The sequence below is a fragment of the Saccharospirillum alexandrii genome (assembly GCF_043641555.1).
Taxonomy (GTDB): Bacteria; Pseudomonadota; Gammaproteobacteria; order Pseudomonadales; family Natronospirillaceae; genus Saccharospirillum; species Saccharospirillum alexandrii_A.
The window spans coordinates 44,957-69,557 of record NZ_JBHZRJ010000003.1; the positions used below are offsets into that span (position 1 = coordinate 44,957).

At 58.2% G+C, this 24,601-nt stretch carries 23 protein-coding genes; 5 read left to right on the forward strand and 18 right to left on the reverse strand.

What is annotated here, in order from left to right:
• Window positions 1–3 precede the first annotated feature (3 nt).
• On the forward strand, window positions 4–1,200 hold the full coding sequence (locus ACHUE7_RS10575; RefSeq protein WP_394169923.1) for an SH3 domain-containing protein: 1,197 nt from the start codon (window positions 4–6) through the stop codon (window positions 1,198–1,200).
• A gap of 74 nt (window positions 1,201–1,274) precedes the next feature.
• On the opposite strand, the gene ACHUE7_RS10580 is transcribed toward ACHUE7_RS10575, so the two are convergent.
• A complete protein-coding gene (locus tag ACHUE7_RS10580) occupies window positions 1,275–2,069 on the reverse strand; it encodes a replication protein P (RefSeq protein ID WP_394169924.1) in 795 nt (264 codons plus the stop codon).
• Window positions 1,966–2,754 carry a DnaT-like ssDNA-binding domain-containing protein gene (locus ACHUE7_RS10585; protein ID WP_394169925.1) on the reverse strand — a complete coding sequence of 263 codons (789 nt, stop codon included), beginning with the start codon at window positions 2,752–2,754 and terminating at the stop codon, window positions 1,966–1,968. The genes ACHUE7_RS10580 and ACHUE7_RS10585 overlap by 104 nt, the downstream gene beginning before the upstream one ends.
• A gap of 382 nt (window positions 2,755–3,136) precedes the next feature.
• On the opposite strand from ACHUE7_RS10585, the gene ACHUE7_RS10590 reads away from it, so the two are divergent.
• Together ACHUE7_RS10590 and ACHUE7_RS10595 are read left to right on the forward strand one after the other, a co-directional pair.
• A complete protein-coding gene (locus ACHUE7_RS10590; RefSeq protein ID WP_394169926.1) occupies window positions 3,137–4,015 on the forward strand; it encodes an ABC transporter ATP-binding protein in 879 nt (292 codons plus the stop codon).
• Window positions 4,016–4,033: 18 nt separating this feature from the next.
• Window positions 4,034–5,044: an ABC transporter permease gene (locus tag ACHUE7_RS10595; RefSeq protein WP_394169927.1), complete on the forward strand. Its 1,011-nt coding sequence runs from the start codon at window positions 4,034–4,036 to the stop codon at window positions 5,042–5,044.
• 13 nt (window positions 5,045–5,057) lie between these two features.
• Here the strand turns inward: ACHUE7_RS10595 and ACHUE7_RS10600 are convergent, their stop codons facing one another.
• Window positions 5,058–5,246, reverse strand: coding sequence for a YgaP family membrane protein (locus tag ACHUE7_RS10600; protein ID WP_127560581.1), 189 nt, complete (start codon window positions 5,244–5,246; stop codon window positions 5,058–5,060).
• Window positions 5,247–5,403: 157 nt separating this feature from the next.
• On the opposite strand from ACHUE7_RS10600, the gene ACHUE7_RS10605 reads away from it, so the two are divergent.
• Window positions 5,404–6,696 (forward strand): MFS transporter, encoded by a 1,293-nt coding sequence (locus ACHUE7_RS10605; RefSeq protein ID WP_394169928.1) that lies wholly within the window; start codon window positions 5,404–5,406, stop codon window positions 6,694–6,696.
• Window positions 6,697–6,714: 18 nt separating this feature from the next.
• Here the strand turns inward: ACHUE7_RS10605 and ACHUE7_RS10610 are convergent, their stop codons facing one another.
• A complete protein-coding gene (locus tag ACHUE7_RS10610; protein ID WP_394169929.1) occupies window positions 6,715–7,677 on the reverse strand; it encodes a patatin-like phospholipase family protein in 963 nt (320 codons plus the stop codon).
• Between the two features lie 237 nt (window positions 7,678–7,914).
• Here ACHUE7_RS10610 and ACHUE7_RS10615 point away from each other — a divergent pair, with 237 nt between their 5' ends.
• A complete protein-coding gene (locus ACHUE7_RS10615; RefSeq protein WP_394169930.1) occupies window positions 7,915–8,826 on the forward strand; it encodes a bile acid:sodium symporter family protein in 912 nt (303 codons plus the stop codon).
• Here the strand turns inward: ACHUE7_RS10615 and ACHUE7_RS10620 are convergent.
• The 14 genes from ACHUE7_RS10620 to ACHUE7_RS10685 all read right to left on the reverse strand — a co-directional run bounded on the left by ACHUE7_RS10620 (window position 8,823) and on the right by ACHUE7_RS10685 (window position 24,514).
• Entirely contained in the window at window positions 8,823–9,596 is a 774-nt protein-coding gene (locus tag ACHUE7_RS10620; RefSeq protein WP_394169931.1) for a 1-acyl-sn-glycerol-3-phosphate acyltransferase, read from the reverse strand. The genes ACHUE7_RS10615 and ACHUE7_RS10620 overlap by 4 nt on opposite strands.
• Before the next feature lie 133 nt (window positions 9,597–9,729).
• Window positions 9,730–12,483 carry an EAL domain-containing protein gene (locus ACHUE7_RS10625; RefSeq protein ID WP_394169932.1) on the reverse strand — a complete coding sequence of 918 codons (2,754 nt, stop codon included), beginning with the start codon at window positions 12,481–12,483 and terminating at the stop codon, window positions 9,730–9,732.
• A gap of 32 nt (window positions 12,484–12,515) precedes the next feature.
• Window positions 12,516–13,544 (reverse strand): tripartite tricarboxylate transporter substrate binding protein, encoded by a 1,029-nt coding sequence (locus tag ACHUE7_RS10630; RefSeq protein WP_394169933.1) that lies wholly within the window; start codon window positions 13,542–13,544, stop codon window positions 12,516–12,518.
• A 99-nt stretch (window positions 13,545–13,643) separates the two neighbouring features.
• The gene (locus tag ACHUE7_RS10635; RefSeq protein ID WP_394169934.1) at window positions 13,644–14,879 is read right to left on the reverse strand and encodes a type II secretion system F family protein; all 1,236 of its coding nucleotides are present in this window, start codon (window positions 14,877–14,879) and stop codon (window positions 13,644–13,646) included.
• Entirely contained in the window at window positions 14,872–16,623 is a 1,752-nt protein-coding gene (locus tag ACHUE7_RS10640) for a GspE/PulE family protein (protein WP_394169935.1), read from the reverse strand. The genes ACHUE7_RS10635 and ACHUE7_RS10640 overlap by 8 nt, the downstream gene beginning before the upstream one ends.
• Window positions 16,624–17,457 (reverse strand): tetratricopeptide repeat protein, encoded by an 834-nt coding sequence (locus ACHUE7_RS10645; RefSeq protein ID WP_394169936.1) that lies wholly within the window; start codon window positions 17,455–17,457, stop codon window positions 16,624–16,626.
• Window positions 17,458–17,463: 6 nt separating this feature from the next.
• Window positions 17,464–18,591 carry a tetratricopeptide repeat protein gene (locus ACHUE7_RS10650; RefSeq protein ID WP_394169937.1) on the reverse strand — a complete coding sequence of 376 codons (1,128 nt, stop codon included), beginning with the start codon at window positions 18,589–18,591 and terminating at the stop codon, window positions 17,464–17,466.
• Complete coding sequence (locus ACHUE7_RS10655) at window positions 18,588–19,502, reverse strand: ExeA family protein (RefSeq protein ID WP_394169938.1); 915 nt, start codon at window positions 19,500–19,502, stop codon at window positions 18,588–18,590. Before ACHUE7_RS10655 ends, ACHUE7_RS10650 begins: the two co-directional genes overlap by 4 nt.
• Window positions 19,503–19,517: 15 nt before the next feature.
• Window positions 19,518–21,122, reverse strand: a complete 1,605-nt coding sequence (gene mshL / locus ACHUE7_RS10660; RefSeq protein ID WP_394169939.1) for a pilus (MSHA type) biogenesis protein MshL — start codon at window positions 21,120–21,122, stop codon at window positions 19,518–19,520.
• A gap of 4 nt (window positions 21,123–21,126) precedes the next feature.
• Window positions 21,127–21,480, reverse strand: a complete 354-nt coding sequence (locus ACHUE7_RS10665) for a hypothetical protein (protein ID WP_394169940.1) — start codon at window positions 21,478–21,480, stop codon at window positions 21,127–21,129.
• The gene (locus tag ACHUE7_RS10670; protein WP_394169941.1) at window positions 21,473–22,114 is read right to left on the reverse strand and encodes a hypothetical protein; all 642 of its coding nucleotides are present in this window, start codon (window positions 22,112–22,114) and stop codon (window positions 21,473–21,475) included. Before ACHUE7_RS10670 ends, ACHUE7_RS10665 begins: the two co-directional genes overlap by 8 nt.
• Window positions 22,111–22,740 carry a hypothetical protein gene (locus tag ACHUE7_RS10675; RefSeq protein ID WP_394169942.1) on the reverse strand — a complete coding sequence of 210 codons (630 nt, stop codon included), beginning with the start codon at window positions 22,738–22,740 and terminating at the stop codon, window positions 22,111–22,113. The genes ACHUE7_RS10670 and ACHUE7_RS10675 overlap by 4 nt, the downstream gene beginning before the upstream one ends.
• Complete coding sequence (locus ACHUE7_RS10680; protein ID WP_394169943.1) at window positions 22,737–23,681, reverse strand: hypothetical protein; 945 nt, start codon at window positions 23,679–23,681, stop codon at window positions 22,737–22,739. Before ACHUE7_RS10680 ends, ACHUE7_RS10675 begins: the two co-directional genes overlap by 4 nt.
• 368 nt (window positions 23,682–24,049) lie before the next feature.
• Entirely contained in the window at window positions 24,050–24,514 is a 465-nt protein-coding gene (locus tag ACHUE7_RS10685) for a tRNA (cytidine(34)-2'-O)-methyltransferase (RefSeq protein WP_394169944.1), read from the reverse strand.
• Between the last annotated feature and the right edge of the window lie 87 nt (window positions 24,515–24,601).

A 24,601-nucleotide genomic window follows, 5' to 3' on the forward strand; every position in this document is an offset into this window, starting at 1 on the left:
ACTATGACATCAGCAACGAGCCCCTACATGGACACGCCCCGGTTCTGGGTGCACCACCCTGACTCAACCCAGGCTGCAGTGCATCTTGCGCTGCAATGGCTTGCGTTCGTCTACCCCACCAGTGAAATGCACCTGGAAGCTACCCTGCGTGAAGCGCTGCCTTATACCGATGACGAATTGAGTCAGCGCTGGCGCATCTTCCTCGAAGAAAAAGACATCGACGATCATGTGCAGGCCCTGCAATGGCTGTCGTCTACCCTGTCGAAAGAGCAACTGCCTTTTCTGATCGAAAGTTGCTGGCGATTGTTGCTGGTTAATCATGACTTGCCCAGCCATGTGCCTCTGGCACTGCGGTTGCTCGGCCGGGTTCTGAAAGTTCCTGAGTTTCATATCCTCGATATTGGCAAAAAAGTTCAGAAAGAACTTGAGCAACAGCCTACAGACGTCACACGCGCCCCGCTGTTACCTGAAGACCCGCGTTATCTTGATCGGATCGAATGGCGTTTGTACGGCATGAGTGACCCGATTCGGCGCACCAGCAATGTTGACGATGGCAGAAACGGCGGCCGTTTCCGGCTTGCCAGTGCCTTTGTGGCAGGTCTGGTGGTGGGCGCCGGCAGTCTGGCGTTTCTGGTCTGGGGGCCGCCGCAGCTGGGGCGTGAGCCGGTCCCGAGAATGTCGCACCAGGGTGCGCCATTACCCGCGACCAGCCTGGCCGCCTCTGCGGACGAATCGGAAGGAAGCCAAATGTCCGAATCGGTTCTGGGTGCCAGCACACTGGATCAATCAAACTTGCCGGAGGCAAGCCCTGAACAGGCGACTTCGCTGGCAGCACCAGAGGATGAATCCACCGGGGAGGCAGAAGTCACCGACGTCAGCGACCCAGAGGAAACGGTCGCGGCATCAGATGGCGAAGCGTCGCCGCAGAGCCTGGTGTCACAGTCGGAACCGGAAGCCGTGCCAGGTGCGGACTCAATCGCTGAACCGGTGACCGATGAACCTGACGTTCTGATGCAAGTGACCGCTTCGATTCTGAACGTGCGTGAGGCACCCTCCACTGAGTCTGATGTCATCATCAAGCTGGGAGAGGGTGCACGGGTTTGGATGGAGCCTGAAGGCTCCCAGGGGACCTGGAACCGGATTCGGGTCGAGGGCCGCGTGGGTTATGCCAGCAGCCGATTCATGGAACCCGTAAACTGAGTTCGAGTACGGCTTGAGGCCCAGTGAAAGAACGAACACCGATCGGTTAGGCAGTCGCGGCGCCGGTTAAGACACTATGCTGGCAACGTGACCGTCACGCCAAGCTCGTCCAGCCGCTGGCGGCTGTGTTCCCGGTACCGTTCCCGCACCTCTGAACCCGGTGGTTTCTCCAGATAGTAGGCCAGCTTGTAGGCGACCGGCGCCTCAACACCGGCCTGTTCGAGTGTTTTGACCAGGTTCAGTTCTGCACTGGTATCCGGGTCGGGCAGGGCGATGGCCGGTTCGCTGACCACCAGTTCCTCGCCGCGCGCCACCTGATTCACCCTTTCCTGATACGCCTTTTCAAACGGCGGCCAGCTGTAACGCTCGGCCTCTGTGCGCATTCTGAAAAAACCAACATCCCGCGCCGCCAGGTGCACGGCCGCATGCGACCAGTGCCGGTTGGCCGGTGAATGACTGTTCTGGCAAGCCTCGAGATAGGCTTCACGAATGCCTGGCAGCCCTAGCGCTTCGGGCTGGGGTTGCAGTAGCTGAACGAAGTCGGCAATGGTCGGTGGCCAGGCAAATTCGAGTTTGCAGCGTTCCAGAGCGTACTCAACCAGATGCGCTGGTGTTCCGGCCAGACTGTAGGCCCATTCCCGCTTGGCCAGTGTCAGCGTCGATTCATCGCCGTAGGCGCTCTCGAATTTGTGGGTATAGATATGGTGGAAGCGAGCGAAAATCATGTTGACCAGCAGTTTGGTCTCGTGGTCGAGCGCGCCGCCGCTACCAGTCGGTGTCCCGGATGTTGCGGAGAGCTTCCCGGACTTTAGCCCGTTTTTCGCGAGCAGGGTTTGCAGGCTCTTGGGTGTGTTGTTGGGTTCGCTCATGTCGGCCCTTGTTGTTCAGTTGATCGTGCCAGGAACGCTGGACCCAGTTCAGGAAACGGACGTCCCAGCTGAATTCGGCTCTGTCTTTGTCCTGATAATACTGTCTGAATTTTGGCAGTTCCGCCAATGCATAGGTCAGTGGAATATCGTGAAACGAGAGCAACCCGGGAAATTCGGGGCTGGGCTCCCAGTCAGGATGCATCCGGGTGCGTTCGGCGCGCACGGAGTTCATGTCGGGTTTCTCGGGCTTCAGATAGGCCAGATCATCCTGCATCTGATTTCGGCGCCGGGCATCGTTCATGCCTGATTGCGGCGAGTTGCCCGTGTCTGGCGCAGGAGCCGGCCGGTTCATGCTTCTAACCGGAACCCGCTCGACCGGTATGGCCTCTGCCGGTTTGGCGTCCGTTTTCGCATCAGGCCAGGGTTCGGGTGGTACTAGGCTGTCGTCGAGGTCTTCCAGGTGCACATGCCAGGGGTCTTCATTATGCACAGTCAGCAGCCCCTGTGCCTGAACCCGGCGCAATACGGCACTGAGCTGGGCGCTGCTCCAGAAGGGTAGCAGCTGCTGTCGATGGTGTTCAGTCAGGGTGACCCGTGACCCGAGCAGCAGGGCCATTTCCGTCAGGAGTTGGTACAATAGCGCCTCTTCCAATCCCAGGGTTTCCGCCAGGGCGGGAGAGACCACTAATACTTTCTCAGGGATCACACAGAGTCCTCAATGGTTAATGCCGTCACCGGGATTGATGCGCCGCGCTCAGTTGGGCGGTCCCGGTGTCGGTTAAATGCAGACTGGCCAGTCTAGCACTGGCACCCCCCGGGCGGGAATGACTTATCGGCTATAGCGGACGAATCCGGGTCAGGGTACCCTGCCGCAGCGTTTGGAGTCCCTTTGTGGCACTGGTCCGCTCCGGCCGCCGGGGTTGCCTCTATGGGGTCGGCGTAAATCCGTCCCTGGAGCCTAGGCCGCAGCATCCTTGCTGCGGACTTCCCCATAGAGGCAACCCCGGCAACCGGCGCTAGTCACCTCGGCTAACTACAAATTTAGAGCCCATAAACAAGGCGTTGTAATGAACGATCTCTTGAGTGTTCACAATCTGGTGAAACGCTACAAACAGCTTACGGCCGTTGACGGCATCAGTTTTTCGGTGGCTAAAGGGCAATGCTTCGGGCTTCTGGGGCCGAACGGTGCGGGTAAGACCACCACCATTGAAATGATGGAAGGCATCAGCAAACCCACCTCGGGCGAAGTAAGACTCTTTGGTGAACCGGCCTCACGGAAAGCGTTCGAGCGGGTGGGTATTCAGTTTCAGAATACGGCCCTGCAGGACTATTTGACGGTGGGCGAGACCTTGAAGCTGTTCGCTGCCTTTTATACGAAAACCATTGATCGGGATGAACTGGTCGAATTGTGTTCACTGGGTGAGTTTCTGAACCGGGATGCGCGCAAATTGTCAGGTGGCCAGCGTCAGCGTTTGTTGCTGGCGCTGGCGTTGATTAACGATCCGGACCTGGTGTTTCTGGATGAGCCGACGACCGGGCTGGATCCGCAGTCGCGCCGGAATTTCTGGGAGCTGGTGCAAGCCATTAAGCGCCGTGGCAAGACCATTGTGCTGACCACGCATTATATGGACGAGGCGGAAACCCTCTGCGACGACATTGCCATTATGGATAAAGGGCGCATTGTCGAGCGGGGGTCTCCGGCTCAATTGCTAGATCGTCATTTTGAGGGCGTTATGGTGCACTTGCCAGCCTCGGCGGTCGAGGGGAAGGTCTTGCCCTTCGAGATGCTCATGAACCGGGAGCGGGTCGAGATTCAGACGACAGCGGTGGACGCCACGGTACGCCAGCTTGCCGACGCTCAGGTCTCGCTGACGGGCCTGCAGGTGAAAAGCCCCAATCTGGAAGATCTTTTTCTTAAACTCACCGGCCATGCCCTGCGCGCCTGATCGAAAGGAGAACCCCCGATGATGAGCCGTCTGCTGGCCGTCTTTAATGCCCGCAACAAGGAATTCTGGCGTGACCGGAGTTCACTCGCCTGGAACTTTGCCTTTCCGTTTCTGCTGGTGTTTGGTTTCTATTTCATTTTTGGCCAGGGCATGCCGATGTTCAAGGTTGGGATCATCAGTGAGCAGGATGCCTATATCTCACAGCCCGCCTTCATGCGGCTAAGCCATATACAGTTTGTGCCCTACGAGGAGCTAGACGAGGCATTGAACCGGGCCCGGCGCCATCAGATTGATCTGGTGCTGGATCTTGACCGGAAGTTGTACTGGGTTAACGAAGAAAGTCGCAATGGCTATGTGGCTGAACGTTTGCTGGTCAATGCGGATCCCGAGTTCAACCGGCGTGTGGTGCAGGGCGAGCCGATTCGCTACGTTGACTGGGTGCTGCCCGGCATCATCGGCATGAACATCATGTTCAGTTCGCTGTTCGGGGTTGGCTATGCGATTGTCCGCTACCGTAAGAATGGGGTTTTGAAACGGCTCAAGGCAACGCCGCTGTCGGCGTTCGAGTTTGTGTCGGCGCAGATTCTGTCGCGACTGCTGACCGTCATGCTGGTGGCATCGATCATCTATTTTGGCAGTCACTGGGCCTTGTCGACGCTGATGCTGGGCAACGCCTTCAGTTTGTTGCTGACGCTGTTCATTGGCGCTCTGGCGCTGATTTCACTCGGGTTGGCGGTGGCCAGCCGGTCGCGAAGTGAGGAACTGACAGGCGGCCTGATGAACATGGCCACCTGGCCGATGATGGGCTTGTCGCAAGTCTGGTTCTCGCTGGAAGGGGCACCGCCAATGGTGCAATCCATCGCCAATGCCTTGCCGCTGACGCACCTGGTAAGTGCCGCCCGGGAGATAACGACGGAAGGCGCAAGCCTGATGCAGGTGAGTGACCATTTACTGATCCTGCTCGGGATGACAGCCTTGTTTCTGGGCATCGCCGCCCTGTTGTTTAACTGGGACAGCGATCACCGCTGAACAGTGTCGGCTGTTATTTCTTGCGCAAGGTCGACAGCCCAAACGGCAGGTAGGCAGGGCAAACCCGTACAACAGCGGTGGCCACCAGCACTACGCCGATGATGCCCCACCAGCCGATGACTCCGGTGAGCCCCAGCGCGATGAGGATGATACCGGCGATCAGGCGAAGCGTGCGATCGGTCGTGCCCATGTTGATCTTCATAGCGATGACTCCTTTTATTAGTGCAGTCTAATATATAGGTGATATAAGGCGGTGTCACCTGTCTTCAGTCTAGTCGACTTTTAGCCTGCTTGATTCGCCCCGGTTTAGTCTATACTGCCGGGCTTCAATCCCTGTTCCAAAGCCGTACGGAAGTGGTATGCGTTCAATTCTTGTATCAATTATGGCCCTGTTTCTGGGCATCTGCCTGTTATTGCTGGGCAACAGCCTGCTGAGTACTTTGCTGGTGTTGCGCGGTGTCGCTGAAGGTTTTTCCGGTCAATATCTGGGTATCCTGACGTCGGTCTACTTTCTCGGTGCGCTGGTGGCCACCTTGATGGCCTCGACGATGATCAAGCGTATGGGTCACATTCGCTGTTTTACCTTCTGCACGGCCTTGCTGGGCTGCAGCATTCTGGCCTATGTGCTCATTATTTCGCCGCTGGCCTGGCTGGTGATCCGGTTCTTTACCGGGTTCGGTGTGTTCGTGATGTATACGGTGATCGAGAGCTGGCTGAACGGCCAGACTCAGGATGCCTACCGCAGCCGGGTGTTTTCAATCTATACGCTGGTGAATCTGGTGGCGATTGCGGCCTCCCAGCAGTTGCTGCGCATCGACAGCGCCACCAGCTACACCCTGTTTGTGCTGGCCAGCTTTCTGGTGACTGCAGCCATCATGCCGGTCTCCTGGACGCGTCTGCAGCAGCCTCATGTGCCTGTCGACATGCCGTCGATGAGTATTCTGAAATTGTTTGATGCCGCGCCGGTTGCGGTGACTGGCGTGGTGGTGTCTGGCCTGATCATGGGGCCTTTTTGGGGGCTAACACCCTTGTTCGTGGCGGGCCTCGACTATACCGAAAATCAGCTGGCGGCCTTTATTTCCCTGTCGATTCTCGGCGGTGCGCTGATTCAATACCCGGTCGGGCGCTGGTCGGACCGGATGGACCGGCGCCGTGTCATTCTGGTGACCTTCGTACTCGGCACTCTACTGGCACTGGGGATGGCGCTGAGCGCCTGGTATTTACCGGTTGAACGCACCCTGATGACGGCACTGTCGGTCCTGTTCTGCGGGCTGGTGCTGGCGGTCTACCCGATATCAGTAGCCCACCTGGTCGACCGGATTCACAAGGACCACCTGGTTGCCGGCTCCAGTGGCTTGTTGATGCTCTATGGTCTCGGGTCGTTCATTGGGCCTGCGGCGGCGGGGCTGGCGCTCGAATACCTGGGCGCCGGTGGCTTGCCGGCCTATTACCTGATCACTCTGGCGCTGTTCAGCCTGGTACTGAGCGTACAGCTGATTCGTTCACGCATCATCGAACGTCCGGAAGACCACGAAAGCCAGTACGTGGCCATGGTGCGCACCTCGCCCAACGTACTGCCACTGCACCCGGATTCCGAAGAGGATGTGGGTCCACCCGAAGAGCGCCGCAACGAGGACCGCGAATCAGCATAGGCGAGCTGCTAAAACGCATTACAGCTCGTCGGTGCCGACTTCAATCTTTTCGTCAGTCAGGTCGGCAAAGCCTTGCTTGGCCTCGTAACGGTCCAGTGCGGCAGCGCACAGCTGATAGCCATCCTCGATCATTTCGCTGGCCAGGTGATAGTCGAACAGGCCCCCCACACCCCGTGGAATTTCAATCAGAACATCGGGCTGGTGTGCGGCCAGCTTCATGTGGGCAATGGTGTTTTGCATGGTATCGATAGAGCGGTTCATCAATTCGAGCATGCTCCATTGGTTCTGGGGTTCCGTGGTGTCGGCTTTTTCCGACCACCAGCGGTCAATAAAGCGGTTGATGGCGCGGTGTACCGTATTCTGCGCCTCTTCGGAGAGTCTGACCGGCTTCTTGTGTTTCGCCTTTTCCATTCTGCCCAGCATGTCAGCGCGGCCGTTGAGGTTGACCGCTATGGTCATGTCGGTCTGGGTGCGCAGAGTGGGGGCGATCGGCACTGGGTTCAGTACGCCGCCGTCGACCAGCATCATGCCCCGGTAGGGATGCGGCTTGAAGACAGAGGGGATGGCGATGGAACCTCTGATGGCTTCAAACAGGGAGCCGTCGTTGAGCCAGATCTCCCGCTGGCGTTCGATATCGACCGCAACGGCGGTAAACTCGATGGGCAGGTTCTCGATTTGCGCATCGCCGACCTGGCGCTTTAGAACTTCCATGATCTTATAGCCCTTGAACAGGCCACCGCCGTTGAAGGAGAGGTCGAGCAGGCGAAGGACGTCGGTGCGTTCCAGAGCGCAGACCCAGCGTTCGTACTGGTCCAGTTTGCCGGCCGCGTAAAATCCGCCGACCAGGGCGCCGATACTGGCACCCGCGATGTTGGTTATCTTGTAGTTCCGGTCTTCGAGGCAGCGGATAATGCCAATATGAGCCATACCCCGGGCGCCGCCACTTCCAAGTACCAGCGATACGGTTTTTTGTGACTTCACGAGATTGCTCCTTTGGTTCCCATGTTCTGAATAAGGCGGGAAGCCTGTTCGAGGTAAAGTATGAAGCCAAATTGTTGAATTGCTACCCTCTAAGGCCTCCGGTGATAGTGGTTATCCCAGTCCAGCGCTACACTGTTAGGCTATGCTGAATGAGCTGCCGGCCCTGATGCTGGAGCGTTGAAGAATTGGGTCAGCTCATTGTTGTTTGCCCTGAAACACCCCGTTGAGGAGTCTTGAGTGTTAGATTCAGTCCAGATTGCTTTCGATCCTTCCAGCCTCGATATGTTGAACTTCATGCTGGCCATCATGATGTTTGGCGCGGCATTGTCGGTCAAAATGAGCGATTTCCGTTACGTACTGAAGTCGCCCAAAGCGCCGGTGATTGGTCTGGTCTGTCAGTTTGTTCTGTTGCCAGCCGCCACTTACGCCCTCACCCGTGCATTATCACTGGATCCCTCACTGGCACTGGGCATGATTCTGGTCGCAGCCTGTCCGGGTGGTAGTTTCTCAAACATCATCACCTTTCTCAGTCGTGGCCATGTTGCCACCTCGGTGAGCATGACCGGCATTTCTTCGCTCGCGGCAATAGTGATGACCCCGTTGAACTTCACCTTTTACGCTTCACTGGCACCGGAAACCCGGGCCATCGTCCAGGCCATCAACGTCGAGCCGCTGGCCATGGTGCAGTTGATTGGCTGGGTTCTGGGGGTGCCGCTGGCACTGGGCATGCTGGTGGGTCACAAGTTCCCGGGGTTTGCGGCCCGTGCTGACAAGCCGGCGCGCTGGGTCTCGCTGCTGATCTTCCTGGTGTTTGTTGGAATTGCCTTTTCGCGCAATGGTGGGCTCTTTATCGAACATGCCACGGCCTTTGCCGGCCTCGTCATCGTGCACAACGCTCTGGCACTCAGCCTTGGCTGGGCGGCAGCCACCTGGGCCCGACTGCCTGAAGATCAGCGGCGTGCGGTCATTCTCGAAGTCGGCATTCAGAACTCGGGTCTCGGGCTCATTATCCTGTTTTCGTTCTACCCGAATCTCGGTGGCATGATGCTGATTACCGCGTTCTGGGGTGTCTGGCACCTGGTCAGCGGTTTGTTGTTGTCGGCATTCTGGTCGCGACGCCCCCCTCAACTCAGTATCGGGTTGGTTTAACCGGCCTGTTGGGCCAGGTGTAATCGGTTTTGCAACCAGAGTGCCTGGTCTGACAGGCTGCGCTCTGACGGCAGGTCATTGACCGCTATCACCTCGACAACCCGCATGTGAATGCTCTGGTGCCTGCCCAGCCGGTACGCCCAAACCTGCACAATCGCGCGCAGCACCGGGTGAATGCGATGCAACAGCTGGCGCACAGGCGCGCGTGGCATTTGCACATCGACCAGCACGATGGGGCGGTTGGTCTCGCGAGCCAGCCGAATGATGCCGGTACGCCAGGTGGGGTCTGTGGCGTTCCCCCAGAATGGTCGCGCCTGGCTCAGCCCGCCGGCCGGCGTAATGACCAGCCGCCCCTCTTCCTGCAACCATTGGCTGGCAGCCGCCAGTGTTTTGCTGCCACCCAGAGAGCGACGTTCGCTGTCCAGGTTGACCGACAGAAACACCTTGCGCAGCGGGCCAAACACGTTCAGAAAATTACGCGCCATGATGCGCGTCGGCACCCGGGTTCGACTGGCCAGCCAGGCCAGGCCCAGCCCGTCGAAGAGACCATGCGGATGATTACCGGCAACAATGCAACTGCCCAGGTCATCGAGCAGGTCGGTGTTCTCGGCAGTCAGCGAAAATTGGTTTCGGCGCAACAGGGTGTCGAGCATGGCATGCAGCTCGCCATCGCCGGTTTGCCAGGCATCGTTCAGTAATTGCTCGGCCCAGTTAACACCGACCAGTTTAAACAGGGTGCGGCGCACGGGGGCGGGCCAGTGATCAAGCATCGTTGTGTATCCAGCTGGATCATCCCTGACATGACTAATAACGGGTCGGTCTAACGCCAACCTGAGTAAAGCCAGAGAATAAGTCGGTTACCGCCGTGTTACAAGCGCGTCTCTCGCATCCGCGAACGGTTCACTAACCTGGCTGGTACGCCGCTTTTACACTGCGTTCAAATTCTGCCAGCGGCACTGGGTGGCCAAAGTAGTAGCCCTGATAAGCCTGGCAGCCAAACTGTTTCAGTAACCGCGCTTGCTCGGCGGTCTCGACACCCTCGGCTATGGCGTTGATCGACAGACTTGAGGCTAACGAAATGATCGTTCGGGCGATGTCGGAATCGTCCGGGTTGGTGGTCAGGTCGTTGACGAAGGTGCGGTCGATTTTCAATTGATCCAGAGGCAGTTGTTTCAGGTAGGACAGCGACGAATAGCCGGTGCCAAAATCATCGAGAGAAAACCCGATGCCCTGCAAACGTAACTGTTGCATCTTGGCAATGGTGTCCTGCACATCTTCCAGCAACATGCTTTCCGTCAACTCGAGTTTCAGCAGCGCAGCGGGTGCACGGGCCTGTTGAACAATGCGCACTACCTCGGCTACGAAATCGGGCTGATGCAACTGCCGCGCACTGATGTTGACCGACAGGGTCAGCTGCGACAGAGCCGGATCCTTTGCCCAGCCGGCCAGTATTTCGCAGGAACGTTCGAGCACCCAATCACCCAGAGGATTAATCAGACCGGTTTCTTCTGCCACCTGTATCACCTCGGTCGGCGGCAGCAGGCCGCGGTTGGGGTGATGCCAGCGCAGCAAGCTTTCGGCCCCGACAATGGTGTGGTCGGCATCGACCTGGGGCTGCAAAAAGAGCTCGAATTGCTGTTCCTTGATGGCCGTGCGAATTTCGTTGGCCATTTCCAGGTGCTCGAGCACCCGGGCCTGCATGTCGGGGGTGAAAAAACGTGCGGTGTTCTTGCCTGCGTCCTTTGCCTGATACATGGCCAGATCAGCTTGTTTAAGCAATTCATCAACACTGTGCGAGTGGTTGCTGAACAGAGTAATCCCGATACTCAGGGTGCTGAAGTGTTCCAGATTGGGCATAAAAAATGGTTGCCTGAAGGCGTCCAGCACATTGGTGGCCAATGCTTCGGCAAATTCGGTGGCATTGCTGACATTCGCCGAGAGACTTTCCAGCAAAATGATGAACTCGTCACCACCAATGCGTGCCACGGTGTCGGTATGGCGAATGCAACCGACAAGCCGTTCGGCAACCTGTTGCAGAAACAGGTCGCCGGTATCGTGCCCCCGGGTATCGTTAAGGGTTTTGAAATCATCCAGGTCGATGTAGAGCAAGGCACCATATTGTTCGGTGCTGGTAGCGGCTGCCAGCGCTCTGGTGAGGCGGTCCATCAACATGCGTCGGTTGGGCATGCTGGTGAGCTGGTCATAAAAGGCCAGTTGTTCAATGCGCTGTTCGGCCGCTTTGCGTTCCGTGGTATCAACGATGGTCACGACAAAGTTCTGCACGGTGTCGCCCTCATCCGACAACACGGCGGTAATGTGCATCCATTGCAGGTAATACTCTCCGTTCTTTCGTTGCCCCCAGGCTTCGCCCTGCCAGCTGCCGGTGCTGGCCAGGCTTTGTTCAATGATCTGGTTGATGTCTTCGTCATGCCGGTTAGGTTCTATCAGACTCATGAGTGAGCCGGCAATGTCTTCCTGTCGGTAACCGGTCATCCGGGTGAAGGCTTCATTGACTTTTAAAATACGGGTTGCCCCATCGGTGACCAGCATGCCCTGTGCCGATTCAAACACGTTGGCGGCAATATTCAGTTCGTACACCATGCGCTGCATGGCAAGCCCGACCTGATTGTGCTCGTAGATGCCACCGGTTTTAAACGGTGCAGCCCGGGTACTTTGCCGGGTATTTGCAATGTACTGCAACAGATTACTGATGCTCCGGTTATGGTTCAGATGGACCAGCCAGGTGGCGAATGCAAAAAGCAAAATGAACCCGGCCGACAGGGCAAAGAACGTTCTTTGGTAGGTTTCAGCTACGGGCGGAAAGTGGTCGGCCGACAGGCCGAGCTCGATCCAGACATCATCGCGGTTGCTGGCAATGTCCAATGGCCGTGTTTTCAGATAGACATTGTCTTTTTGCTCAACGACACCGAATGGCTGCGCATAGGACGCGCCGCCGCTATAGTCCAGTTCGGTCTGGCGTATCAGCTCCCGGTCACCCAGCCCGATCTTGATCACATCAACGTCGGCCAGTTTGGCAATATCATTCAGCAGCGTGCGATTCTGACCAATGGCCAGGCCAATATAGAGGTAGCCGCGAAGTCTGAGCGAGGCAGGGTCAAAAAGTGGTGCTGCTTTCAGAATCACCGTCAGCGGTTCAGTATGTTCGATCAGCCAGCGATGGGTGTAGTGCACGGGCGAACGCAATTGGCCCAGCATGGGGTTGATGTCGTAGAGGGGCAGGCTGGCATCGAACAGCAATTGGCCGGAGGCGTCGGTGATGAACAGGACGTCAATGTTGTTTCCCAGCGCCGAATCCTGAAACATATAGGCTATATCGTTGTTTGCTGAATCGAGACTGGTAGTACCACTGGCGATCGAGGTGAATACCCGGTTGGCTGCCGCGCTTTGCAAATAGGCATCGAGCAGGTCGAGCCGGTTGGTATAAAGGTTGGCGGCTGTCCGGTGGTGTTGGCGCAAGGTGTTTTGAATTTCACTGTCGAGGCTGTCCTGTGCGGTTTCGACAGCATAAAGCATGGAAAAAAAGAGCGTTATTAACCCCAGTGCACCAAAGACGAGGGCGATGCGGGTAATGAATTTCAGTTCAAGGAATCGCCTTCTCACTGACCCATTGGCGTCAAGCGTCGAATGCTTTGGCATTCTTACCCCGGTTGGCGTGTAAGTTGGGATGTTCAGTTCTCATCGGCTTCACCATACTCCTGAATCAGCCAGCGATAGTTTTCAACTTGCTGTTCAAAGTAGGACTGTAACCGGGGTTCATCCCAGAAGGTGATGGGCAGGCGAACCCGTTCGGTGGCCTGAATAAAACGGGGGTCTTGCGTGGCTTTGGACAGGGCGGCGGACAGAACGCTGACCTGGTCGTCCGGCGTATCGGCGGGAACCACCACCACCCGTGGGTTCTGCATCGACACATCGTAGCCGAGCTCGCCAATGGCGGGCGCGTCCGGGTAGCCAATCAGCCGTTCATTAACGAGTCCCATCAGCACGACCATCTCGCCCGATTCGGTGTACTGGGTGTGCGTTCCGCCACTGAATGCAAAGTCAACGTCGCCCGCCAGTACCATGGGTGCCATGCCAGCCCCTCCCGTGGTGGGCACGATACGCAGTGGAATGCCCTCTCGACGCGAGATCATATTGATGACAAAGCGATCCTGTGAGGTCTGGGAGGCGACCGTCAGTTCGTCTTTGTCGCGAGCGTAGTCAAGTAATTCTGCCCAGGTGCGGTACGGCTTGTTACCACCGGTGACCAGCGCCGACTGATCCAGTGCCAGTGCCGACACATAACGAAAACTGTTCAGATCGAAGGAAGCGTCGGTTACCAGGGGGGTAAAAGTATAGGGTAGCGATGAACCAAACATCATTAGGTAACCCTGGTCGGTACTGCTTGCTACCAGGGCGGCCGCAACGCCACCGCCAGCGCCTGGCAGGTAGAGTCGCTCTACCGGTTGGCCAAGCTCGTCTTCCAGCACCTCAGCCAGGGCCTGAGCCTGAATGTCGGTACTGCCGCCCGGGTTGAATCCAATGACCATGGTCAGTGGACGGTTGGGAAAGTCGCTTGCTCTGACACCCGGCAAGGCAAAAAGGACCAGCAGGCTGGCGATCAGGCTTAGGGATGCTGGCGTCAGATTGCTGAAGAAGCGGGAGATTATGCGGCATCTGCCTGGAGGTACCCGGGCGCCATTAGAATCGAGTTCACTCATACATCAATCCCCGTCTATCCCTGAGTCGTGTCGGGTACATCCCGGTTACGTCAGTTTAGGAGTGAGCTGTTTGTTTGTCTAGCCGAAGGCGCGGGGCTATTAGCCGAAGGCGGCACCCAGATCCCACATGGGCAAAAACACGCCCAGGGCCAGCACCAGCACCATCATGCCCATAAACAGCAACAGGATCGGTTCAATCGCCTCGGCCAGTCGTTTCAGATCGTATTCGACTTCCTGGTCGTAAAAATCGGCGATGTCGACCAGCAAACCACCGACATTACCGGTTTCTTCACCAACGGCGATCATTTGCAAAATCAGCGGGTTGAACAAACCACTGGCCGAGGCCGTAGCCTGCAGCGATTCACCCCGTTCAATGCCCGACATCATGCCTTCAATGCCCTTGCCAATGTACTTGTTGCCGACGGTCCGGCTGGCCACGCTCAGTGCCTGCAACAGCGGCACCCCGGCCTCCAGCATCATAGCGAAGGGGCGGGCAAACCGGCCCAGTGCAATGCGTTCATAAATACCGCCCATCAGCGGAAATCGCAGTATCTGTCGGTCCCATGCCAGAGCCCCCTGAGGCGTCTTTTTCCAGCGTTTGAAGGCGTATACCCCCAATACAGCCAGACCCAGCAGGTAAGGCCAGGTGCTGATCATGATGTCGGAGCTGGTGATCAGAATGCGCGTTGGCAGGGGCAGGTCGGCGCCCAGTTTGGCAAATACTCCGGCGAAGGCCGGAATCACCATAAAGTTGATGACCACCATCGCCAGGGATATGGCGGCAACGACAATGATGGGGTACCGGGTTGCTGAGGCGATGCGTTTGCGTGTGTCTTTTTCCAGTTCCAGGTGGCTGACCAGTTGTTGAAAAGCGGTATCGAGCCGGCCGGTGGATTCGCCCATGCGAATCATCGCGATGAACAGGTCGTTGAATACGTCCGGGTGGCTGCGAAACGCCGTCGACAGGGGAGAGCCCTGGGTGAGAATGCGCGCCACATCGCCGAGCACTTCGCCGAGGCGGGGCGAGCGGGTGGCATCGGCGAGGCCATTGATGGCGCGCATCAGCGGGATGCCCGAACGCGACAATGCGTACATCTGACGGCAAAACATGATCAGTTCGTCGATACTGACTTTGGCCTTGCGCTGGGTATAGCGGCCAAGCAGGGCCGAGACATCAATGTTGTTGGACGAGGGTTTTGCCACCGGTTCAATGCGGGTGGCGATGATGCTCTGGCGTTTCAGCAATTGCAGCAGGGCGCTTTGCGACGCTGCCTCCAGTTGCCCCTCCACCTGGCGTCCCTCGGCGTTGCGACCCTGGTAAAAATACTCAGCCATGGTCGGCCACCAGATCGTTCAGGTCGATGGTGATCTTGAACACTTCAGACAGGTCTGTGATGCCCTCTACCGCGTACTCAAGCGCCCATTCTTCCATGGGTTTGAACTGGGCGTTGGCGCGCGCGGCAGCGACAAAGGCGTTGTGATCCTGATCGCGCAGTGCAATCAGCATGGCTTCATCCAGCTCCAGCCACTCGTAAACACCCACTCGACCGCGGTAACCCGTGTTGTTGCAGTGATAGCAGCCGGTGCCCCGGTAGAAAGTCTGTTGCGAGAACCGACCATCCGCCAGATTGTTGAGCCAGAGTTGCTCGCGGACTTCCGGTTGATAGGGCTGACGACATTCTTCACAGACCTTGCGCAGCAACCGCTGCGCCATGATGCCGCGCAGGGCCGATGCCACCAGATAGGATTCAACGCCCATATCGGCCAGGCGCATGGCGCTGGAGACGGCATCATTGGTGTGCAGGGTGCTCATCACCAGGTGGCCGGTCAGGGCTGCTCTGACGCCGATGGAGACCGTTTCCTGGTCGCGCATTTCGCCGACCAGGATGACATCCGGATCCTGCCGCAGGGCCGACCGAAGAATACTGGCAAAATCGAGGTTGATGCGCGGGTTTACCTGCACCTGGTTAATGCGCGACATGCGGTATTCGATCGGGTCTTCGGCGGTGATGATCTTCCGGTTGGGCTGGTTCAGCAAATTCAGCGCGGAATACAGCGTGGTGGTTTTACCGCTGCCGGTTGGGCCGGTGACCAGAATCAAACCGTGGGGCCGTTCGACCATCAGTTCGAATCGCCGGCGAATGGCTTCGGGCATGCCCAGCGCTTCGAGCGATTGCAGACCGGACGACTGGTCGAGCAAACGCATCACCACCGACTCGCCATACTGCACCGGCATGGTGGACAGGCGCACGTCGATTGATTTGCTGTTAACACGAATGTTGAAGCGACCGTCCTGTGGCATGCGTCGCTCGGAAATATCGAGGTTCGACATGATCTTAAGCCGCATCACCAGCGCCGAGGCAACCCGCTTTTCCTTGATCACCTGTTCCTGCAGTACGCCATCGACGCGCATGCGAATGCGAAACACCGACTCATCGGGTTCAATGTGCACATCGGAGGCGTTAACCGCGACAGCGTCTTCAAGCAAACTTTGCAGCAATCGCACGACCGGCGCGTCTTGCAGGTCGCTGTCGTCGGCCAGATTGGCCAGGTCGAAATCACTTTCGCGCAGTTCACCTTCCAGTTCGACCGCGATGGATTCAATTTCACCGGTACGCCGATACACCGAATCCAGAGTGGCCAGCAGTTCGGCTTCGCGAACAATGGCTGGTTTGACGTTCTTCTTCAGTCGTTTTTCGACTTCATCGATGGCCATCAGATCCAGTGGGTCGGCCATACCCAGCAGCAAGCCATCGGCGTTGTCGGCGAGCAGCAGGCAACGAAAGCGCCGAGCCACGGATTCGTCCAGCCGCTGCATCACATCCTGCTTGAGCTGGAACTGGCGCATTTCGATGAAGGGAATATCCAGGTGCTTCGACAGTGTGGTGAGCAGCTTGTTTTCCGGCACGAGCCCCATGTCGACCAGCACGCGGCCAATTTTCTTGCCCGTGTGCTTTTGTTCCTGCAGTGCCAGGCCAAGCTGACCCTCGGAGATCAGTCCGGCTTCGACCAGCAGATCACCCAGGCGAATTTTTTTGCGGCTTTGCGGTGTGGTGTCCAGGGTTCGGGGTTCAGTCATTTAACCAGCCAGTATTGTTGAGCGTTGTTGGGCGAATTGCTGCAATTCGGGGTCGGTGTTCAGTGCGAGAAACGTCTGATAGTTCTGTCTGGCGTCCATGCTCAGCCGGGCCCGTTCCAGCGACAAGGCCAGCTGCATGTACCAGATGGGTTTTACCCGGGGCAGGCAGGCGAGCTTCTGAAAATGATTGATGGCCAGCAAGTGTTTACCCAGTGCCTGTTCGGCAATGGCCATGTATTCCACCAGCGGAAACACCGACGGGTTAAGCTTGAGCCCTGCCTGGCAACACTGAATGGCGTCTTTAAAATGCTGGCATCGGCAATAATGCCAGGCCAGCAAAACGAAGATGCGCATCGATTTCGGGAATTCCTCCTGCGCATCGATCATGAACATCTCGGCTTCCTGAACCTGGTTCATTTGCGCCAGCTCAAAGGCCATGTCCGCCACTTGTTTTTCATCGGTACTGGTATCGCGAAACGACTTCAGATTGGGCGCCGGTATGGGCAGGTTGACGCCAATGTCGATCAGCTCGATCTGGTCGACCGGCACATCGTCTTCGCTGACCCGATAGCGGGTGGTGTGGGCCTTGGGTTTGATCACCTGGTGGCGCTGGCGTGCTTCGGCCAGACGTCGCAGCACCGAATCGGCTTTTGGGAAGAGGTCGTGCCGCAGGGCAATTTCCATAATGCCGGAAAGTTTGATCAGTCCAGCCTGAATAAGCCTTCTGCCCAGCTCCCGTTCATCGTCTTCGTTGTCCAGGGCGAGGTAGTGTTGTTCCAGAACCTCGAGGTTCAGGTTTGAATGGTCTTTTAACAGTTCATATAACCGGTTCATGCTGTGTTACCCCGCCAGCGCCCGATAACGCTCTGTCGCAAAGGCCGTGAGCCGTGCGTTATGTGCGGAAAACTGCTCCAGATAAGTCTGGTACAGAAGCCGGGCTTCCGCCAGCCTGCCGCCGTTTTCCAGGTTGATGGCCCAGTGCAGCCACCATTGTGGGTTGCTGGCTTCTTCCCGTGTCAGGGCTTCAAATACGCGGGCAGCGTCAGCATAGCGCCCGCTTTGTTCCAGAATGAGACCACGCAGACCCAGGGCTTCGTTGCTCTGCAAGCCGATCAGCAAGGCTTCGGCCTGGTCAGCATCCCCCTGGTTCAAATACAGTTTGGCCAGCCAGATGCGTGGTTCTTCCAATTGCGGCTCGCGGTTGATCCAGGCGCGCAGCCGCTGTTGCGCTTGTTCCAGATCTCCCTGGCCAATGGCCGTTTTTACGGCCTGGCGTGTGCTCGCGTGTTGCGGAACCGCTGTGGCCACGCTGCTGCTCGACTGCGCGGCCGTCGCTTCCGGCCTTGCCTGGGCAGTAGCGGCAGGGTCAGTCGGGGTATCGGCAGATTCCGGTAAAGCTTCAATCTTGGCCGGTGTTGGAGCGGGTGCCGGGGGACGCGCAGCCGGCGGGTCGACGGCCATCGGCTCGGGCGTTGACTGGCTGACCGTTGCTTCGGGTTCAGCCGCGGTGGCAGGCACCGCAGGGGTGACCTGCGGGCTATCGGCGTTTGTTGTGGCTAGGGCGGGCGCACTGTCAGCTTCAGCAGGTTTAGGTTCAGGTTCAGGTTCAGGTTCAGGTGCTGGCTGGGGCTCTGGCACCTGGTTAGCCGGTTGTTGGTTGGTCGCTGCTGGCGAGGCCGTTGTTGTGAGTTGCACCGGCTCAGCCGCAGCCAGCATGGGTGTATTGGCTGGCGCTGCAAGGCTCTCCTCGACGGGGGCTGCCTGGGCCTGAATCGGTGGCAATAACGCGTGTGTCGAACGCCAGTGTGGCCAGGCAAGCACGGCCAGTGCCAACAGCAACGCAACGAGTGCGATGACCCACCAGAAAACACCGGTGCGTTCCGTGCTCCGCTGCAACGGGTTGTAACCGCTGCGTCGGCTCTGGCCTGGTGCAGCCGATTGGTCGAGCGCCTGGTGCATCAGGCTCATAGCAGGCTCCAGACCGAGACTACGACGAGCAGCAGCACGGCGGTCATGGCGGCCAGCGGTGCTACCCGGGCTGTCAGCCGGGGTGTTTCCGGCTTGCTATCGCGCCAGGCCCGGTCAAAGTCGGCTGGGTTAAGCTGACGTCGCTGATCGGCATAGGCCGATAATAAGGCCTTGTGCGTCAGCACATTGATCATGCGTGGAATACCGCCGGAGAGCTGGTGCAGGCGTTTGATGGCCCGGTCGGTGACCAGCGACGGCCCGTTGTAGCCACTCTGGGTCAGGCGGAAGTCGAGGTACTGGCGAATGGCGGTGCGCGACAGGGGTTTCAGATAGTGGGCGAAGGTAATGCGCTGACGCAATTGCCGGAACCGGTTCTGATCGAGCAATTCATCGAGTTCGGGCTGGCCGAACAGGATCACCTGCACCAGTTTCTGCCGCTCGGTTTCGAGGTTGGTGATCAGACGCAAAGCTTCGAGTGTGGCCGGTGGCAGCGACTGAGCTTCGTCCACCACAATCACCACACCGCGTTGCTGTTGCGCCAGGTTCAGGATTTGCTGGTTGATGTGTTCCAGCAGGGCGGCGTTGTCGGCTTGCAGCGGCGTCTCTAGCCCCAGTTCCTGGCCAACGGCCCGGTACAGCCCCACGGGTGAGAGCATCGGGTTGGGGATGTAGACGCTGTGAAAGCGCTCCCGCGCTGCTTGGTCGTCACTGAGAAAACGCAACAGCCGCCGGCACAGAATGGTTTTGCCGGTGCCCACATCGCCGATGACTTTCAGAAAGCCTTCGCCGGTGTCGAGCACGTGTGTCAGCAGTTGGTAGCACGACTCATGATCGTCCAGGCGCACGAACAGAGCCGTATCGGGAGACAGGCTGAACGGCGGCTGCTTGAGTCCAAAGTGGGCTTCGTACATGGCCGTTGGCTGCCTTTACATCCGGTTCAGGACGCGGTCGAGATCGTTACTGGTGGTTTCTTCATCGTACACCACCGGTTTCAGCAGGATAACCAGTTCGCTCTTTTCCTGGGATTCGCGGTTCTGACCGAACAGAAAACGCAGGCCGGGCAGTTGCGACAGGCCTGGCAATCCGGTAGCCGACGCCCCCTGTCGCTGGGACAGCAGACCACCGATGACGACAATCTGGCCGCTGGAGGCGCGGATGATGCTGTCGGTTTCGCGAATGCTGGAAAACGCCAGTGGCAAATCGAACTCGGTGCCGCCTACGGTAATGACCTTGGTGCGTTCAACCACCTCGGTCACCGAGGGCCGCACGTGCAGAATGACGTTGTTCTCAGCACTGATCTGCGGGGTGACATCCAGCGCGATGCCGGAGAAGAACGGCGACAGGGTGAATTCAGGTGAACTGGCGCTGGTATCGTCGTCGTTATTGTCGCGTGAGCTGACCTCGGTAACAAAGTACTCGTCGGTGCCGACCTTGATGACCGCCTTCTGGTTGTTCACGGTTGAAACCCGGGGGCTGGACAGCACCTGTACGTCGCCCTGGTTTTGCAGCAGCTGCAGCATGGAATTAAAGTTGCCGTCACCCACGCTCAAACTGAACACACCGCCGATGTCTCCGATACCACTGAGCGGGTTGGCACTGAGCCCGGCGGTCGAATCGGTACCCACGGCGATCAGATCGTTGGCAAAGGTGTTCCAGTTAATGCCGGAGCGAAATTCGTTGTTAAGCGTTACTTCTACGACCTTGGCTTCAATGACCACCTGACGTTGCAGGCTCAGTTGCGCATCATCCAGAAACCCGGCCACGACCTCGTGCTCACGCGGTGTGGCGCGAACCACCAGCAGTCCGGACTGGGCATTGACCACAACCTGACGATCTTCCGTCTGGTCCAGCAACCCCATGATGGTCATTTCCATGCCCTGCCAGAAATCCGCACTGGTTTCAGTTGCGACACTGCTGCTTTGGTTGTTGGTGCTGTCCTGCTGGCTGATTTGCCCACCGCTGACCGTGGTGTCGGAACGGCCCGACCGGGCGACGTTCAGGTAGTTGAGACGGTAAATGCGAGTGGCAATCTGGTTGGGCAGCACCCGAAAGCCGTAGTCGGTGCGCTGATAGTCGTATCCGTAGATGTCCCGCACGGCTGACATCACCTGATCGAGGGTAACGGAGGTCATGTTCAGCGTCAGCGTGCCGGTAATGTCCGGGTCGACCAGTATGTTCACGCCCTGGGTGGTACCCAGATCGGAAAAGAAGCGGGTCAGCGGTACATCGGTTGCCTGAACATCAAAACGTGGACGGGTACGGGGTGCCTGGCTGAAGTCGAGCAGGTCGCTGCTCAGTTCCGGCGGTGCCGTTACCGGGCTGCGCTCCGGCGCGGGCTCAGAAGCCTCACTGAGCTCCTGTTCCAGTACAGACCGGTTGTCGAGTTCCGGTGCCCTGGTCGGTTCCCGGGGCTCTGACATTGAAGCACAGCCGACCAGCCCCAGAGCGACGATCAGCGCAGTGACGCGTGCGCTGTAGGTAGCGGCGCTTACCGGGTGTTTGGCAATCCAGTTAGGAAGCGGGTAGGGCACTGGGTTATTCCTCATCGGTCGGGGTGATGGCCAGGGTGCCGGCCTGCGGTAAAGTCAGGGTTCGGGTGCGGTTGCCGCGTTGCAGCAGGACCCGATCGCTGCTGATGGCCATCAGTTGGTATTGGTTAAGCGTGTCGTTGACCGTTAGCCACTGGCCATTGATGACGGCGTAGGCTTGCTGATCCAGCCGGTAGATTGAGCTCAGTCTGAAAGTCGGCTCGGGCTCGGGCCGGGGTGCCGGTGCTGACTGTGGCTCGGGCCGGGCGGTGTCCGGGCGCATCGGGTCGGCCTGGGCGCTGGTGGCGGTGAGCATCACGGTCAGACAGAACGTTATGAAACCCCAGGTTACTCTAGACATTCAACCAGGCCTCCTGATCACTCAGCGTATGAACTTTCAGCCGAATTCGCAGTTGCGGGTACTGTTCGGTTTCGACACTGAGTTCGTCCCAGAACAGACGCCAGGGTAATGCTTCGATGGTGGTCAGATAGCTGGTCAGGGCGTCAAAATCGCCGGTCAGCTCAATGTCGAGCTGGTGCCTGAACAACTGGGCTTCGCCGCTGTCGTCCTCGGCCAGAGGCTGGGCGGGCAGGGCGCCAAACCGAACCAGGGTCAGATCGCTGCTGCCCAGCAGTTCGCGCAACAGGGTGGCCATGGTGTTGGGTGGAATCAACACCTCGGTGATGCCACTGATGCGATCGTTGAGTTGCTGAACGTCCCGGCGCAGCCGTTCATTCTGGTTGCTCAGGGTCTGCAGTTGCGGGTTGTTGCGGGCCTGTTCCAGCGCCAGCAGGGCGTTCTGGTTGTCGGTGCTCTGTACCTGCAGCCGGGTGATCTGGTCGCGCACGGCGCTCTGGTCTGTCCAGCCCAGGTACCACAGTACGCCGTAGCTGATGCCAGCCAGCAGCATCACCATGCTCACCAGCAGAATGGCCCGCTCCCGGATCGACAGCCGGTCGATGAGCAGCCGCAATTGAAACAGGGTGGCGTTCATCGGCCTGGCTCCCCATTGTTCAAGGCGGCGTCAACACTGGCTGTATCAGCCAGCGAAAAGCGCCACAGGGTGTCGTCATCCGGAGTTTGTTCGATGTTCAGGTTCTGAATACTGATGCCGCGAAACACCGAGCCTTCAAGCTGGCTCAGATAGCGGGGCACCAGGCCCGGCTGACGGGCATAGCCGGCCAATCCGAGGCTTTGCTGGCTGTTGCGCAGTTCGATGCGGCTGAGCCAGAGGCCGTCGAAATCGATAGCCGACAGCTGCGTCAGCGGGGTCGAAAAGCCGCGTGCTGATGCGCCCAACTGAGTCGCCAGGCCGCTGTAGGCGGTTTCGCGTGCGTTTTTCTCCCGGGTGAGTTCGGCGTTCTCCTGAATCAGGGCCGCTTCGGTGTCCAGTTGCGGGTTTACCGATCGCGCCTGTTGCAACGCCTGCTCACTGCGAGCGGCTCGTTGCTGCCAGTCGGCCAGTTCTGACTGCAAGCTGTTTTGCTGCTGCCAGCTGAGTGCTATCCAGCCGGCTGACCCCATCAGCGCCAGCAATAGAACGGCCGCAAAGGTGGGCAATTGCAGGCGGCCGTGGCCAGGCAGCATGCCTGCCTGCATCAGGTTGATATGGCGGGTCATGCGGCGGTCTCCCGAAAGGCGGCACCCAGCGCCGGTGTCAACTCAACCGGCCAGTCGCTGTCGGTGGGTGTCATGATGAAATCTTCCGGATGCAATAAGCTGAATCGGGTATCGAGTTTGGTGCCCAGCGTCTCGCCAATGGCCGGGTCGCCAGGCCAGCCCAGCAAGGCCACATCACTGATGGCTCCCAGGCCCAGTTGCGCCTCGTAGTAATCAAAGGAGCGGCGGATTTCGAGCGACAAGGAGTCGAGTTGAATGTCGCTGTTGCCTTCCAGTTCCAGCCCTTGTTCGCCGTCGGCGGCCAGGCCCAGATCGGAATAGCCGATTTCGAACTGGCGACTGAGCACAATTTCCTGGTTGAACAGCAAAATGAGACGGCAGCGGTCAGCTTCCATAAACAACAGGCCGCTCTGGTTTCGTTCCAGCGTTCGAATCGCGGTATTGCGCAAGGCGAGCTGATCGATGTCGATGCATTCAATGCGCAGGCCACGCCGGGCCATGGCCATGGCCCAGTCGGCCAGAGGTTTCTTTTCAGCAGCGATGACAAACGCCATGCGCAGGCGGCCACGATAGGCTTCGGTGGGCAGCAGAATAACGTCGATACTGGCGTCGTCGAGATCGTAACTGATCAGTTCAGCGGTTTTGAAACGCAATGCAGCGTCCATCTCGGCGGCGGGCACGTCCGGCACATCGACCAGCAACATCTGGTAGGCCGGGTCGCTGAGCAGAAGGTTAAGCTGGCCGCGGCTGTGTTTCGCCACCCAGTCCGCCAGCTGTTCGGCTTGCAACAAGGGTGTGTCTTCCGAACGCCACAGGCTGGTCTTCACCTGAGGAATCCCCTGGCGGGAGCGCTCAAGGACCAGCAAGCCGATGCCTGTCTCGGTAAGGTAAACCCAGGTTTGCTGGCGCGCAGGCCGTTGTCGCCGTTTTATGTCACCCAAAAGTTGGCCTCTCCGCTCGTTCGCTGTTTGAGTCTAGCAATAACCGTGCGCATTGTTCTGTCATATTGAGCATGTTGTTGTTGGTATTCAGCGTCGTTTGCTGAGGTCTGTGTCTCTGAACAGAGCACTCTGGCCTCTGAGATCGCTAACCATCACCGTGGCTGCCTGGCAAGATGATACAGGCTGTTGTTTGCGGGTCATGGTATGAATTTGATAATTGCGTCACATTCTAGGGGAACAGAAGTCAAATGTAACGACAGTCCGTTGAATGAATGGGGGCTGTCGTCAATTTCGCGACGGGTGAAAGTTCGGTAGGTGACGTAAAGTGTCAATTATTTGCTGCGCAGGTCGCTGCGGCGAGCAGCGGGTCAGCGGCCTCCCGCAAACCCCTGCTGACGCCAGGCTTCATAACTGACCAGCGCCACGGCGTTGGACAGGTTCATGCTCCGGTTGTTGGGCAGCATGGGAATGCGCAGGCAGTGTTCGGCAGGCAGCGCCTCGCGAAGACTGGCGGGCAGTCCGGCAGTCTCGGAACCAAACAGCAATACGTCGCCCGGCTCAAAGCGGACATCGGCGTAGTTACGATGGCCCTTGGTGGTAAAGGCGAAGACGCGCCGTTCACCCATGGCTTCACTAAATGTGGCGTAATCGGGGTAACGGGACATGCGGGCCAGATCCTGATAATCGAGCCCGGCCCGGCGCAGCTTCTTTTCCTCGAAATCAAACCCCAGGGGTTCAATGACATGCAACTGGCAGCCGTTGTTGGCGACCAGGCGCATGATGTTGCCGGTGTTGGGGGCGATCTGGGGTTCGTGCAAGGCAATGTGAAACACGGCGCATCCTGTTTGGTCTGATGGTTTGAGGGCAGAACTCACGCCCTTAGCAGGTTGTTGCAAAAGGCATCCTACCTTGTTTCAAAA